The sequence below is a fragment of the bacterium genome, from assembly GCA_026708055.1.
Classification (GTDB): Bacteria; Actinomycetota; Acidimicrobiia; order Acidimicrobiales; family CATQHL01; genus VXNF01.
Window position 1 is genome coordinate 75,113 of sequence record JAPOVS010000075.1, and the last position, 14,504, is coordinate 89,616.

Below are 14,504 nucleotides of genomic sequence, written 5' to 3' on the forward strand. Positions count from 1 at the left end.
ATGGCTCCACGAGTGGCCTCCGAACCGAGCGCCGGCACCTCTTGAGGTGTCCGCGGGCGGCACTCGGTCAGCCGCGGCCCACGAACGGCATGCTGTTGGCCATCACCGTCATCTGCAGGACGTTTGCGTCCGGGGGCAGTTCGGCCATGTAACGCACGGCCCGGGCCACGTCGGCGACGTCCATGAGCGGCTCGGGGCGCACCGAGCCGTCGGCCTGCGGCACGCCGGCCTCCATCCGGGCGGCCATCGGCGTGCGGGCGTTGCCGATGTCGATCTGCCCGACACAAATGCCGTGGGCGCGGCCCTCCAGCGACAGCGCCTTGGTGAGGCCCGTGACGGCGTGCTTGGTGGCGGTGTAGGGCGACGAGTACGGCCGGGGCGCGTGCGCCGAGAGCGAGCCGTTGTTGATGATGCGTCCGCCCGGGGGATCCTGGCGCTTCATGCGGGCGAATGCCGCCCGGGCGCACAGCCAGCTGCCGGTGAGGTTCACACCGACGACCCGCAGCCAGTCCTCCACCGGCAACTCGTCCACCGGCACCGGCCTGGAACCGGCGCCGGCGTTGTTGAAGAGCACGTCCACCCGACCGAAGCGCTCGGTGACGGCGTCGAAAAGGCGCTCCACGTCGCCGGGCAGCGAGACGTCGGCGGTCACCGCCAAGGTCTCGCCGCTGCACTGCGCCACCACCTGCTGCAGCAACTCGGCCCGCCGCCCGCACACCGCCACTGCCCAGCCTCCGGCGCTCAACTCCAGAGCGCTCGCCGCTCCGATGCCGGTGCCGCCACCGGTCACCACAGCCACCCGCCGCTCAGCCACCCTGGCCTCCTCTGCCGTCTCGCCTGCCAGCTCCCGCGGGACACGGTAGCCCGCCGGAATCGGCGCCCTCCCGAAGCAGGAACCCGGCAGCGGGAACCCGGCGCCCCCGCGGTGCGACACGCATCGGCACGACGGTGCCGGCGGCGGGCGTGCCGGCGTGACAAGCCTGGAGGATCGCCTCACGGATTCACGCCGATCCACAACCCGCCTAATGTTGAGACCCGCGGTCGAGGACTGCGATGCGGCGCCGCAGAGCGCGCGGGATCGCCGAGGATGCAGCGTCGGAGGGGAGGCAACCATGCTGGATCGGGCATTGCGGCACTACTGGCACCCGGTGGCCGTCTCCAGCGACGTTACGGCCGAACCGCAGCAGGTACGCCTGCTGGGCGAGCCCATCGTGCTGTACCGCGATGCCGACGGCCCGATCGCGCTGGCCGACAAGTGCGTGCACCGGGGTGCGACCCTGTCGGCCGGGTGCATCCGCGACGGGGAACTCATGTGCCCCTACCACGGCTGGCAGTACGACCGCACCGGCACGGTGACCTTCATCCCCGCGCTGGGGCCCGGCGGCAACATCCCCAGCCAGGCCCGGGTGCAGCGCCATCGCGTCCGCGAGCAGTACGGCGCGGTCTGGGTGGCCCTCGAGGAGCCGGTGGCCGACCCTCCGCCCTGGCCCGACGACGACTGGAACGACCCGGACCGGCGCGTGTTCATGGTGGGCACCTGGCGCTGGCAGGCCTCTGCCGGCCGGATGATGGAGAACGCCGCCGACTTCGCCCACTTCAACTTCGTGCACGCCGGGTTCACCGAGCTGGCCGACGGGCCCTTCATCAAACCTTTCGAGATCGAGCTCACCGGCGACGGCATGACCTACGCCTACGACGACAGCGTGCTGGTACGGGAGTACACCCTGCACCTCCCCTTCACACTGCACGACCGCAAGTCGGTGGTGGCGGCCACCGGCGGGATCACCTGGTCGGAGCAGGGCGACTCCCGCGCCGGCGATATCACCACCATCTCCTCGGTCGCCTCGCCCACCGACCGGACCGAGACGTTGATCTTCGTCTACCTGTCCCGCAATCACGCCCTCGACGTCCCCGACGAGGACTTCGCGGTCGGCTTCGACGAGATCATGGAGCAGGACCGCATGGTCGTCGAGGACCAGGACCCGCTCGAGTTGCCGCTGGACCCGCGGGCGGAACTCCACCTCAAGGTGGCCGACGGCGCCTCGATCGTCTACCGCAGGCTGATGCGAGAACTAGTGGCCACCCACACCTAGCCGGAGGAAGGAACATGCTGGACGAGGCACTGAGGCACTACTGGCACCCGGTGGCGGTGGCGAGCGACGTCACCGCCGAGCCGCAGCAGGTCCGCCTACTGGGCGAGAACATCGTGCTGTACCGCGACGGCGAGGGCTTGGTGGCGCTGCGCGACAAGTGCGTGCACCGGGGTGCGACCCTGTCGGCCGGGTGCATCCGCGACGGCCGGCTCATGTGCCCGTACCACGGCTGGCAGTACGACCGCACCGGCACGGTGTCGTTCATCCCCGCGCTGGGGCCCGACGGCATCATCCCCAGCCAGGCCCGGGTGCAGCGCTACCGGGTGCAGGAGCGCTTCGACGCGGTCTGGGTGGCCCTCGACGAGCCGGTGGCCGAACTGCAGCCATGGCCCGACGACGACTGGAACGACCCGGACTGGCGCGTCCTCCTGGTGGGGGCCTGGCACTGGCAGACCTCCGCGGGCCGGATGACCGAGAACGTCATCGACTTCGCCCACTTCAACTTCGTGCACGCGGGGTTCACCGAGCTCGCCGACGGGCCCTTCATCAAGGACTACGACGTGACGATCACCGACGACGGCATGACCTACGCCTACAACGACAGCGCGCTGATCCGCGAGTACTTCCTGCACCTCCCCTTCACGCTGCACGACCGCAAGGTGGTGGTGGCGACCAGCGGCGGGATCACCTGGACCGAGCAGAGCGACTCCGACGCCGAGTCCAAGATCGGCGACGTCACGACCGTGTCGTTCATCGCCTCCCCCATCGACCGGGCCGAGACGCTCATCCTCGGCTGGCTGTCGCGCAACCATTCCTTCGAGATTCCCGACCAGTACTGGTCGTCCGGCTTCGCCGAGGTCCTGGAGCAGGACCGCGTCGTGGTCGAGTCCCAGGACCCGCCCGAGCTGCCGCTGGACCTCCGCGAGGAACTGCACCTCAAGGTGGCCGACGGCGCCTCGATGGTCTACCGCAGGCTGCTACGAGACCTCGCCGACAGCGCAGCGTCTTGATCGGGGCGGGGTCCGGCAGGACCGCCGCGATCCCCCCGATCTCCGCAAATCGCCCGGGGTGGCCGGGCGGCTCGGCACCTGGTCCCGCCAACCACAAGCGTGCGCCGAATGTGGATCAGTGGATACCCCGAATGCAGAGTAGAGGCTGCTCGAAATGCGGATCAATAGTTACTCCGAATGTGGATTAGAGGTGCGGGACCGGTTAGCCTGATGCCGTGGCACACTTTCCTCGGCACCTGCGCCATGCGCTCAACGAGGCCTTGGGGCACTCCCGGGTGGTTGTGCTGCATGGCGCCCGTCAGAGCGGAAAGACCACTCTGGCCCGCTCGGTGGCGTCCGAACGAGACGGCACCTACCTCACGCTCGACGACGCCGGGACTCTTGACGCGGCTCTGAGCGACCCGCACGCCTTTGTGCGCGGCTACCGGTACCCGCTGGTCATCGACGAGATCCAGGTTGCGGGCCAGCGCCTAGTGGCCGCGATCAAGATGGCGACCGACACCGACAACACCTCCGGCCGCTTTCTCCTGACCGGCTCCACCAATTTCCTCACCGTGCCGACCATCAGCGAGTCCCTGGCCGGGAGGGCGGCGCTGTTGCGGCTCTTGCCGCTCTCGCGGGCTGAGTTGGCCGGCATCGGGCCGCCAGACCACCTCAATCCGGGCGAGGGGCCCGGTGCTCTCGAAAACTGGTTCGAAGGGCGCCTGGAAACGCTGGGCGGCGCCGGAGCCGAGCGTAACGACTACCTGGAGATGATCTGCGCGGGCGGCTATCCCGAAGCGCTGCGCCGGGGGCCCCGAGCCAGGGCCGCGTGGTTCGACGACTACGTGGAAACAGTCATCGGGCGCGACATCGTGGCGCTCGGCGACATCCGCCGGGCCGGGCTCCTGTCGGCACTGCTTCGGCTGGCGGCGGCGAACACCGCGGGCGAGGTCAACGTGTCGGATTGGTCGCAACGCCTCGGCGCCGACCGGGCGACCGTGGAGTCGTACCTGGGTTGGCTGCGAACCGTGTTCCTGATCTACGACCTCCCGGCGTGGACACGCAACCGGGCTGCGCGCGTGGTGCGCCGACCCAAGCTTCACCTCGCCGACAGCGGGCTGGCGGCAGCGCTGGCCGGGGTCGGTCCCGCAGCACTGCGCCCACCCACCTCGACGATCACCGGACGCCTGCTGGAGACCTTCGTGGTAGGTGAGGTGGTCCGCCAGTCGGCTCCCGTGAGGCCCCGGATCGCCCCGCATCACTACCGCGACAACGCCCGACGCGAGGTGGACCTGATCCTCGAACGCCGCGACGGCGCCGTCGTCGCCATCGAGGTCAAGGCCACATCCTCGCCGCGGGGCAAAGATCTGCGCCACTTGGCCCACCTCCGGGATCGACTCGACGCCACCGAGCCGGGTGCTTTCCGGGCAGGCGTCCTGCTGCACACCGGCACCGGCGGCCTCTCGATGGGGGACCGCCTCCGGGCTCTCCCGATCGACGTGCTGTGGGCCGCCGCCCGGTGACCGGCTGGCCCACCGGCCCGCGCTCGAGCCGGCGACGCGTGCCCCTCTCTCCGGCGCCTGGGGTTCCCGCCGCCTGGCGACGGCGCGGCGCGGCGGCTGAAGCAGGAGGCCTCCGATGTGAAGCAGCGCCCGAGTCGCCGCGGGGGCCGCCGGTACCATCGAAGGCGATGAGCGACGACGACGTCCTGGGCGCGGCACTCGAGGTTCTGAACGACGCCGAGCGGGTCCACTACGACCGGCTGGGCGCCACCACCGCGCTGCTCGCCGACATCAGCTTCGCCGACATCCTCGTGCTGCTCCCGGCCGACACCGGCGGCCGCGCCGGCACCGGTGACGACGGCGCAGGACCGCACTTCGTCGTCACCGCCCACAGCCGCCCCATCACCAGCCAGACGGTGCATCCCGACGACCTGCTCGGCGGGGTGGTCGCGGCGGCCGAGCGACCGTTGGCGGCGCTGGCGCTGCGCACCGGCGTGAGCGCCAACGGCGGCGCCTACCTCGCCGACCAGCAGCAATGGGTGCAGTCGCTGGCCGTTCCCGTGAACTTCGCCGGCCGCACCGTCGCGGTGCTGCTTCGGGAGTTCCCCTCGGCCAGCGACCGGGTCTGGGGGCGGCTGGAGAACACCTACTTCGGCCTGTTCCGCCGACTGGCGGGCATGATCGCCGACGGTGCCTACCCGTACGCCGCCGGGCCCGGGGACCACGACCACCCGCCGCGGGTGGGCGACGGCGTCATCCTGCTGGACGCCTGGCAGCGGGTGGAGTACCTCACGCCCAATGCCCATTCGGCGCTGCGGCGCCTCGGCATCAACGGCGACCCGACCGGTCGCCGGCTTGCGCAGGTGGGGATCGAACCGCGGGCGCTGCGGCTCACGGTGTCGGCGTCACTGCCGCAGACCGAGGAGATCGAGCGGAGCGGCCACAGCGTGGTGGTGCGCTGCCTGCCCCTGATCCAGGAGGACACACTCACCGGCGTCCTGGTGCTGGTGCGGGACATCACCGAACTGCGCCGGGTGGACCGGTTGCTGATCACCAAGAACGCCGCCCTCGCCGAGGTGCATCACCGCGTGAAGAACAACCTGCAGACGGTCTCCTCGCTGCTCAGCCTGCAGAGCCGCTGGTTGGAGAGCCCCGAGGCCAAGGAGGCGCTGTCCGAGTCGGCCCGCCGCATCCGCCTGATCGCCGCGGTGCACGAGATCCTCAGCGGGCCCGACGGCGACAGCACCACGTTCGAGAGTGTCGTGACCTCGCTCTCCTCGCTGCTGCGGGAGTCGCTGGCACCGCCGAACGCACCGATCTCGATCAAGGTGGAAGGTGCGATCGGTCCCCTGCCCAGCGAGGTGATGACCACGATGGCCATCGTGCTGAACGAACTGGTGCAGAACGCCGTCGACCACGGTTTCGGCGGCGCCGCGGCAACCGCCGCCGACGGCAGCGAGATAGTGGTCCGGATCGGGCGGGAGAACTCCCAGCTTCAGGTGTCGGTCACCGACAACGGCTGCGGCATGCCCGACGGCGAACTGGAGGAGGGTCTGGGTCTCACGCTGGTCCGCACGCTCGTGGAGAACGACCTGGGCGGAAGTCTCGTGCACCGGTCCGCGCCCGGCGGCACCACCGTCGAACTCACCGCCCCACTTCGGGCGGATGACAGCGAATAGCGCACCGCTAACTGCTATCATATAGATATGGCAACAATTCGCACCACCATCACCCTCGACAGAGCAATGGCCGAGCAGGCCCGCGACCTGAGGATCAACATCTCCTCCGCAGCTCGCGCGGGCGTCGCCGCGTCGATCAAGAAAGCCCTCGCAGAGGCCGACCGGGAGGCGTACCGCCGCAACCCCGAGCAACCGGACGACTTCTGGGACCAGGCGCAAGCGTGGAGCGACGCGTGAACCGGGGCGAAGTGTGGTGGGCCGAAATCGCCTCGAAGCGAAGGCCGGTACTGCTTCTCACTCGGACCGAGGTCGTCGCGCTGCGGGAGCTGGTGACCGTCGCTGAGATAACAACCAACGCGCGAGGACTCTCCGTGGAGGTGCCGATCGACGCCGAATCGGGGGGCCTCCCGAACGAGTCGGTCATCAACTGCGACGGCCTCTACACGATCCGGCGATCATCGCTCCAGCAAGCTTGCGGAGAGGTAGACGACCAGACCATGGCGCGAGTCTGCCGAGCCATCAGCCACGCCGTGGGCTGTTGAATCGCCGCCAGGGCGCCAACGGCGCGAGGCGGACCCCGACTCGGGGATCGCCGCCGCAAGGGTGCTCGCCGCAGAGATCGCCGGATCGTCTTGGCGCGGGCGACGTCGAAGTCGCACATCCGCTGCAGGTTCAGCCAGAACTCCGGAGTCATGCCGAAGGCTCGGCCGCCCGAGAGGCGACCGGCAGGATCTCCACCGCGGCGCTGCACCCGGGAACCTGCGCCAGCGCTGCATCGCAAGACACAAGCGGCGCGTCGAGTGCCTCCGCCAGTGCCAGATAGATCCCGTCGTAGACGGTCACGTTGGATCGCAACGCGAAGGCCCGGGGCAATAGCTCCGTGTGCGGGAACCGCCGGATCGGCAGGTCCGCCAGATCCTCGAGCGCTGAGGTTGCGCGGGCCGTAGATATCTCCCCTCGCAACGCGTACCGTCGGAGCACCTGGCCGACTTCGGCGTCTACGAGATGCGGAGCGCAGACCGCTTCCCGGCCGGCCAACCGGTCCGCGAGCGACCGGCCCGCCGGACCGCCGGCTCGCAGGAGCAACTCTGCGACCACCGAGGCGTCAGCAACGATCACCTCGATTCTCGCTCGGCCCGCACCACCTCGGCCGGTGACTCCGACAGAGCCGGCTGACCACGCCCCGCGACTCGAGCAAGCACCACATCGATCGGCGGCACCGAAAGGGCCTGCTCCAACTCCCGCAGAAGGTAGTCCGAGAGGCTCATGCCGGCACGCGCCGCCCGCACCTTCGCCTCTCGATGCACGGAATCGGGAACGTTCCGGATCTGAATCATCTTTGTCATGTGATCCACATTATCACATGTGCCTTACATGAAAGATCGTCAGCCGGAGACAGTTCAACGCGCAGGGCGCGCGCAGGCGGCATCCGGTGCCGACAACCCTGGCAGGCTAGCCGGCTGCGGCGACGGCGAGCAGTGAGACGTCGGTGAAGTGGGTGACGGTTGCGGGCACGATGCCGAAAGCAAGGGTCGCCCCCACCGTCAGTGCCAGCGCCGAGCGCAGCGAGAACGGCACCGGGATGCGCCCCGCGTCGCCCAACTCCGGGGCGGGCTTCTCGAACCACATGCGGGCGGCGATCTTGCCGTAGTAGCCCACCGCGATCACGGCGTTCACCGCCGCGAAGCCGGCCAGCACGTAGCCCGCCGGGTTGTCCGCCGACACCAGCGCACCGAAGACGGCGAACTTGGCGTACCAGCCGCCGGCCGGGGGCACCCCCGCCAACGAGGCCAGGAAGACCGTCATCACCACGGCCATCCCCGGCGACACCCTGAACAGGCCGTTGTACGACGCCACGTCACCGGTGCCGGTGCGGCGGGCCACGGTCATGATGACGGCGAAGACACCCAGGTTCATGGCCGCGTAGATGACCAGGTAGGTGAGCACCGCCGAGACGGCCTCGTCGGCCACCGAGGTGCTCACCCCGGCGACGGCGAGCGGTGCCAGCATGAACCCGGCCTGGGCGATGCCCGAGTAGGCCATGAGTCGCACGATGTTCTTCTGCCGCAGCGCCATGAGGTTGCCGGCGGTCATGGAGGCCGCCGCCAGGAACCACAGGGCCGGGCCGTACACGTCGTCGCGCTCCCAGAACCCCACGAACACCAGCGAGCCGAGCGCCACGAAACCGGCCGCCTTGGAGGCCACCGACAGGAAGGCGGTGATCGGCGTGGGCGCGCCCTCGTAGGTGTCGGGCGCCCAGGTGTGGAACGGGAACGCCGACACCTTGAAGGCGAAGCCCACCAGCACGAAGATCACGCCCACGGTGATGGCGGCGCTCGGCACGGCGTCGGCGCCCCGATCCAGCGGCGCGGCGGCGGCGATGTCGGCCAGCACCGTCGACCCCGAAGCGCCGAACAGCAGCGACATGCCGTAGAGCATGATGGCCGAGGCGAACACCCCCATGAGGAAGTACTTCAGGCCGGCCTCGTTGCTGCGCAGGTCGCGCTTGCGCCAGGCGGCCAGCAGGTAGGCGGGGATCGACAGCAGCTCCAGCGCCACGAAGATGCTGATGAGGTCCCGCGCCGAGGCCATCACCACCATGCCCAGCAGCGACGCCAGCACAAGGCCGTAGTACTCGTTCTCCCAGTAGTCGCCCTCGGCGACGTAGTTCATGGACAGCAGCACCACCACGTAGCCCGAGACCACGAACAGGGCCTTCAGGATCAGGGCGTAGCCGTCCACCACGTAGGCGCCGTCGAACATGACCCGCGGCTCCGACGCCACCCCGGCGACGGCCAGGGTGATGATCGGGACCAGGACCCCCAGCAGCCCCAGACCCGCCAGCGCCGAGGTGAACGCCCGACCCCGCTCGGCCATGGCGATGTCCAGGCAGGTCAGCAGCGCGCCGACGCCGAGCAGTGTCAGCTCCGGGGCGAGCGCGTGCCAGTCCAGGTGCGGGCGAACGAACCCCAGAACCCCCAGGGGGGCGGCGAGCGCGCCGAGGGTCACCGGCCGCTCCCGGCTTGCTCCGAGACGCGGCGCAGCCGCTCGAAGCACTCCTCACCCCGCGCCACCTCCAGGCAGTCGCCGGGGTATCCGTTCACCGCCTCGACCTGGAGCGACTCCCGCACCGCGGGGTCGGTGGCCTCGTGCAGCAGCCGGGGGAAGAACCCCAGCACCACGATCAGCACCAGCAGCGGGGCCCAGGCCAGGTACTCACGCGGCGTGGCGTCGGTGACGTCGGGCGAGTCGGCGAACTCCTCACGGGCGTTGCCGAAGGCCGTCTTCTGCAGCATCCACAGCAGGTAGCCAGCCGCCAGCACCGTGCCGATGGCGGCGATCACCATGTAGGACCGGAACACCGCCTCGTTCAGGATCTCGGCGGGGTTGTAGGACGCCAGGATGGCCGGGAACTCGCCCCAGAACCCCGCCAGGCCGGGCAGACCCAGAGAGGCCATGACGCAGAAGCCCAGGATCCAGCCCATGCGCGGGGCCTGCTGCAGGAGGCCGCCCAGCCGCGACATCTCCATGGTGTGGTAGCGGTCCTTCACCGACCCGGCCAGGAAGAACAGCATCCCGGTGATCAGGCCGTGGGCCACCATGCCGAACACCGCGGCGTTGATCCCGAAGGGCGTGAGCGTGGCGATGCCGAGCATCACGAAGCCCATGTGCGCGACCGAACTGAAGGCGATGAGGCGTTTCATGTCGCGCTGGGCGAGGCACCCCAGGGCGCCGTAGATGATGCCGATCACCGCCAGCAGCCCGATCACCGGCGCCCACGCCGCCGCCGCCTCGGGCAGCATCGGCACGGCCACGCGCACGAAGCCGTAGGTGCCGAGCTTCAACAGCACCGCCGCCAGGATCACCGAACCCACCGTGGGCGCCTCGGTATGGGCGTCGGGCAGCCAGGTGTGGAACGGGAACATCGGAACCTTGATGCCGAAGCCCAAGAACATGCCGGCGAAGATCCACAGCTGGCTGGTGCGGGCGATGGCCGCGGTGGCGCCGCCCGAGAGCGCCCGCATGTCGAAGGTGCGGGCCACGTCCAGGCCGGCCAGCGTGCCGTCGGCCAGGAAGAACATGGCAAGGAAGCTCACCAGCATCAGCGCCGAGCCGAACAGGGTGTAGAGGAAGAACTTGATGGCGGCGTAGCGCCGGTTCTCGCCGCCCCACACGCCGATCATGAAGTACATCGGCAGCAGCACGACCTCGAAGAACACGAAGAAGAGGATGAGGTCCTGGGCGACGAAGGTGCCGATCATGCCGGTCTCCAGCACCAGCAGCAGCGCCAGGAAGGCCTTCGGGTTGCGCGGCTCGGGGAAGTGCCCGAAGGAGTACACGATGCACAGCGGCACGATGAGCGCCGTCAGCAGCAGCAGCGGCAGCGAGATGCCGTCGATCCCCATGATGTAGCGGCTGTTGATCACGTCGATCCACGACCGGTCCACCACGTACTGCAGCTCGCCGGCCCGGGAGACGCTGAAGCGGGCCAACAGGAAGACGGCGAACAGCGCCGTCACCAGAGAGCTGCCCAGCGCGGCGGCCTTCACCCACAGCTCCCGGCCGGAGGGCAGCGCCATCACCAGCACCGCTCCCACGAGTGGGACGAAGGTGACCAGCGTCAGCCCCCATCCGTTCAGAAATGCGTCCATCGGTCTCCTCTCGAGGTCACAGCACCAGGATCAGGGCGGCCGCAAGGATCACCGACGCCACGAACATGACACCGGCGTACTGCTGCACCTTCCCTGTCTGCATCCGTCGAAGCTCCTCGCCGGCGCCGTGGCTGGCTGTGCCGGTGGTGTTCACCACACCGTCGATGACCTTCTGGTCGATCTTGTCGTAGACGACGTGTCCGGCCGCCAGCGCCTTGCGCCCGGCCTGGTTGACTGCCTCGTCGATGCCGTGCTGGTTGAACCAGTAGGCGCCCTGGGCGACGGGGCCGGCCGTGCCCTTGGCCACGACGCCGGTGTAGAGATGGTCGAGGTAGTACTTCTGCACCAGCAGCGTGTGACCCAGCCGGGCCACGGTCCAGCGGCTCGTGGGGCCGTCGACCAACTCCGTGGCCGCTCCGCCGGCTCTCGCCCGCCGGTCCACCCGCCGGTAGTAGGCCACCGAGGCGACCGCGCCCACCAGCACGACGAGCGTCGAGAAGGCGGCGAGGGTCCAACTGGGCGTGGCGTGGGCGATGGCCGGGAAGTAGAAGTGGGCGGACACCGGCGGCTCGACGTAGTGGCCGAACTGCTCGGTCCAGCTCTTGGGCACGATCTGGAAGCCCTTCGGCAGGTTCGTCCAGCCGGCGCCCACGGCGAAGACCGCCAGGATCCACAGCGGCACGGTGATGCGCCGGCCCGACTCGTGCGGGTGCCCGTGGCCGCGGTAGCTGCCGAAGAACGTGAGATAGATGCAGCGCGTCATGTAGGCGGCGGTGAGGGCCGCAGTGATCATGCCCATGACCAGCATGGAGGTGTAGGCGCCGTTGCCGCCGGTGCCGCCGAAGACGCCCCAGCCACCGGTGCCCGCCAGGATCTCGTCCTTGGACCAGAACCCCGCCAGCGGCGGCAACCCCGCCAGTGCGAGCGAGGCGATCAGGAAGGTGCGGTAGGTGTGGGGCATGTGCTTGCGCAGCCCGCCCATGTCCTTCTTCATGTCGAAGCTGTGCACCGCGTGGCTGACCGAGCCCGAACCCAGGAACAGGCAGGCCTTGAAGAAGGCGTGCGTGAAGAGGTGGAAGATCGCCGCGGTCCAGGCGCCCACCCCCAGCGCCATGACCATGTAGCCCAACTGGCTGATCGTGGAGTAGGCCAGCACGCGCTTGATGTCGTTCTGCACGAAGGCCAGCGAGGCGCCCACCAGGGTTGTGAGCCCGCCGATGAGCGCCAGGGCGTTGATGGACGACCCGGCGATGACCATGCCCTCGAAGAACACCCCGTAGAGGCGGGCCACCAGGTAGACGCCGGCCACGACCATGGTGGCGGCGTGGATCAGCGCCGAGACCGGCGTGGGTCCGGCCATGGCGTCTGGCAGCCAGGTGTGCAGGAAGAACTGGCCGGACTTGCTGATGACCGCCGCCAGCAGGCACAGCGCCGAGATCAGCAGCAGGGTGTGGCCGATCTCGCCATCGACGGCCCTGGTGTTGATCTCCAGGATCGAGAACGTGCCCCCGGCGGCGAAGAACAGCACGCTGACGCCGACCAGCAGGCCGATGTCGCCGACCCGGTTGGTCAGGAAGGCCTTCAGGGCGGCGTCGGAGTTGGGTTTCTCCTCCCACCAGTGGCCGATCAGCACGAACGAGCAGACACCCACCAGCTCCCAGCCCACGATCATCTGGATGGTGTTCTCGGCCAGGACGAAGAACAGCATCGCGGCGGTGAACAGCGACAGGAAGGCGAAGAAGTGCGTGTAGCGGACGTCCCCGGCCACGTAGTCGGTGGAGTAGATGTGCACCAGCAGCGAGATGGTGGTCACCACGAACAGCAGCGCCACCGCCAGGCCGTCCACCAGGGTGCCGATGGTGAAGTCCACGCCGCCGGCCACCCACCAGGTCCAGCGGTTCACCACGGGCTCGACGGCAGCCCCACCGGCACCGTTCACCGTGCTGATCCACTGCCCCACGGTGCACAGCGCCAGCACCAGGGAAGCCCCCACGGCGATGATGCCCAGCTCCGAGCCGCCCCGCGGCAGGCGCTTGCCGAAGAACAGGATGGCGAAGAAGCCGGCCGCCGGGACGGCCGGGATGATCCAGGCGTTGGACAGGAACCACCCGGAGACGTGGACGATCTCGGCGGTGCCCTCGGCCGCCAGCACGCTCAGCCCCTGAAGGTTCGGACCCGACACGACCCTGCAGCCCCTCCTAGCCCTTCATCAGGTCGGCCTCGCTGAGGTCGACGCTCTGGCGGTTGCGATACAGCAGCAGGAGGATCGCCAGGCCGACACCCACCTCGGCGGCGGCCACGGTGATGATGAAGAGGGCGAACACCTCGCCGGAGATGCTGGAGACGTAGCTGCCGAACGCCACCAGGTTGATGTTCACGGCGTTGAGGATGAGCTCGATCGACATCAGCACCAGCACCCCGTTGCGGCGCGCCAGCACCCCGTAGACACCGATGGCGAACAGCACGGCGCTGAGGATCAGGAACTGGTTCAGCAGCACAGCTTCAGTTCCTCCGGGCGATGACGATGGCGCCGATGAGAGCCGCCAGCAGCAGCACCGAGACGGCTTCGAACGGGACGATGTAGGTGCTGAAGATGGAGTCGGCCACCTCGGCGGTGGTGGTGCGGGTGTCGGCGGGCAATTCCGCGTCGCCGAATCCGGTCACCACGGCGTAGATGGTGACGGTGGCCACCAGTGCGGCCGCCAGCACTGCGGGCAGGCGTTTGGCGTGGTCGGTGCCCTCCTCGTCGCCGATGCGGGTGCGGGTCAGCATGATGCCGAACAGGAACAGCACCACGACGGCGCCGATGTAGACCAGGATCTGGGTGATCCCCACGAACTCGGCGCCCATCAGCAGGAACAGGGCGGCCACGCCGCCCAGCACCACCACCAGGAACAGCGCCGCGTGCACCACGTTGCGGGTGGTGACGAGACGGATCGCCGCGAACATCATGATGGCGGCGATCACCCCGAAGGCGATGTTCTGGGCGACGAGGACGCCGAGGACGGTCACGGGTTGGCGCTCCGGGGGGCCCGGTGCTGGGACGGCTCGGGCAGCTTGGGCTGCTTGACGTTGGCGCCCGGCTCGTAGGTCTCGAAGGGCGGCACGGTCTCCATCCAGTCGGCCAGCCGGTCGGCGTCGTGCAGCAGATCGGCGATGCGGGGCTCGGAGTACTCGTACTCGGGGCTCCAGAACAGGGCGTCGAAGGGGCACACCTCCACGCAGATGCCGCAGTACATGCACAGCGCGTAGTCGATGTCGAAGCGGTCGATCTTGGCGCGCTGGCGGGGCTTGCCGCCGGGACGCCGCGGCGGGGCCAGCTCCTTGTGACCCTCGATGTAGATGCACCAGTCGGGGCACTCCCGGGCGCACAGCATGCACACGGTGCAGTTGTCGTGGTGCAGGCCGATGACGCCGCGGGCCCGGGTCACCGGCGCCTCCTTGACGTGCGGGTACTGCACGGTGTGCGCCCCCCGCGAGGGTGCCGGGACGGGCTTGCGGAGCCCGTCGGGGAACAGCGTGCGCAGCATCGTGCGACCGGTCACCCCCATCCCCTTGAGCATTCCCAGGCCTCGCATGATCCGCC

Annotated in this window: 15 protein-coding genes; 6 read left to right on the plus strand and 9 right to left on the minus strand. The window is 69.2% G+C overall.

Features of this window, described 5'->3' with window-relative positions; translation table 11 throughout:
* Nucleotides 1-67: 67 nt before the first annotated feature.
* A complete protein-coding gene (locus OXG55_16005) occupies nucleotides 68-814 on the minus strand; it encodes an SDR family NAD(P)-dependent oxidoreductase (protein ID MCY4104740.1) in 747 nt (248 codons plus the stop codon).
* Between the two features lie 298 nt (nucleotides 815-1,112).
* Between OXG55_16005 and OXG55_16010 the strand changes: the two genes are divergently transcribed.
* From OXG55_16010 to OXG55_16035, 6 genes are all read left to right on the plus strand, one after another.
* Nucleotides 1,113-2,093, plus strand: coding sequence for an aromatic ring-hydroxylating dioxygenase subunit alpha (locus OXG55_16010; protein ID MCY4104741.1), 981 nt, complete (start codon nucleotides 1,113-1,115; stop codon nucleotides 2,091-2,093).
* 14 nt (nucleotides 2,094-2,107) lie between these two features.
* On the plus strand, nucleotides 2,108-3,103 hold the full coding sequence (locus OXG55_16015) for an aromatic ring-hydroxylating dioxygenase subunit alpha (protein ID MCY4104742.1): 996 nt from the start codon (nucleotides 2,108-2,110) through the stop codon (nucleotides 3,101-3,103).
* A 215-nt stretch (nucleotides 3,104-3,318) separates the two neighbouring features.
* Entirely contained in the window at nucleotides 3,319-4,608 is a 1,290-nt protein-coding gene (locus OXG55_16020; GenBank protein ID MCY4104743.1) for a DUF4143 domain-containing protein, read from the plus strand.
* A gap of 167 nt (nucleotides 4,609-4,775) precedes the next feature.
* Nucleotides 4,776-6,266 carry a histidine kinase N-terminal domain-containing protein gene (locus OXG55_16025; GenBank protein MCY4104744.1) on the plus strand — a complete coding sequence of 497 codons (1,491 nt, stop codon included), beginning with the start codon at nucleotides 4,776-4,778 and terminating at the stop codon, nucleotides 6,264-6,266.
* 27 nt (nucleotides 6,267-6,293) lie between these two features.
* Nucleotides 6,294-6,503 (plus strand): type II toxin-antitoxin system CcdA family antitoxin, encoded by a 210-nt coding sequence (locus OXG55_16030; GenBank protein ID MCY4104745.1) that lies wholly within the window; start codon nucleotides 6,294-6,296, stop codon nucleotides 6,501-6,503.
* Nucleotides 6,500-6,808, plus strand: a complete 309-nt coding sequence (locus tag OXG55_16035; protein ID MCY4104746.1) for a type II toxin-antitoxin system PemK/MazF family toxin — start codon at nucleotides 6,500-6,502, stop codon at nucleotides 6,806-6,808. Before OXG55_16030 ends, OXG55_16035 begins: the two co-directional genes overlap by 4 nt.
* Nucleotides 6,809-6,956: 148 nt before the next feature.
* On the opposite strand, the gene OXG55_16040 is transcribed toward OXG55_16035, so the two are convergent.
* The 8 genes from OXG55_16040 to OXG55_16075 form a co-directional block, all read right to left on the minus strand.
* The gene (locus OXG55_16040) at nucleotides 6,957-7,385 is read right to left on the minus strand and encodes a type II toxin-antitoxin system VapC family toxin (GenBank protein ID MCY4104747.1); all 429 of its coding nucleotides are present in this window, start codon (nucleotides 7,383-7,385) and stop codon (nucleotides 6,957-6,959) included.
* Nucleotides 7,382-7,612 carry a hypothetical protein gene (locus tag OXG55_16045; GenBank protein ID MCY4104748.1) on the minus strand — a complete coding sequence of 77 codons (231 nt, stop codon included), beginning with the start codon at nucleotides 7,610-7,612 and terminating at the stop codon, nucleotides 7,382-7,384. Before OXG55_16045 ends, OXG55_16040 begins: the two co-directional genes overlap by 4 nt.
* A gap of 106 nt (nucleotides 7,613-7,718) precedes the next feature.
* Complete coding sequence (locus OXG55_16050) at nucleotides 7,719-9,275, minus strand: NADH-quinone oxidoreductase subunit N (protein MCY4104749.1); 1,557 nt, start codon at nucleotides 9,273-9,275, stop codon at nucleotides 7,719-7,721.
* On the minus strand, nucleotides 9,272-10,918 hold the full coding sequence (locus OXG55_16055; protein MCY4104750.1) for an NADH-quinone oxidoreductase subunit M: 1,647 nt from the start codon (nucleotides 10,916-10,918) through the stop codon (nucleotides 9,272-9,274). Before OXG55_16055 ends, OXG55_16050 begins: the two co-directional genes overlap by 4 nt.
* 16 nt (nucleotides 10,919-10,934) lie before the next feature.
* Nucleotides 10,935-13,100, minus strand: coding sequence for an NADH-quinone oxidoreductase subunit L (locus tag OXG55_16060; protein ID MCY4104751.1), 2,166 nt, complete (start codon nucleotides 13,098-13,100; stop codon nucleotides 10,935-10,937).
* A gap of 16 nt (nucleotides 13,101-13,116) precedes the next feature.
* A complete protein-coding gene (nuoK, locus tag OXG55_16065) occupies nucleotides 13,117-13,416 on the minus strand; it encodes an NADH-quinone oxidoreductase subunit NuoK (protein MCY4104752.1) in 300 nt (99 codons plus the stop codon).
* 4 nt (nucleotides 13,417-13,420) lie between these two features.
* Nucleotides 13,421-13,930 carry an NADH-quinone oxidoreductase subunit J gene (locus OXG55_16070; protein MCY4104753.1) on the minus strand — a complete coding sequence of 170 codons (510 nt, stop codon included), beginning with the start codon at nucleotides 13,928-13,930 and terminating at the stop codon, nucleotides 13,421-13,423.
* Nucleotides 13,927-14,496: a 4Fe-4S binding protein gene (locus OXG55_16075; protein ID MCY4104754.1), complete on the minus strand. Its 570-nt coding sequence runs from the start codon at nucleotides 14,494-14,496 to the stop codon at nucleotides 13,927-13,929. The genes OXG55_16070 and OXG55_16075 overlap by 4 nt, the downstream gene beginning before the upstream one ends.
* Nucleotides 14,497-14,504 lie beyond the last annotated feature (8 nt).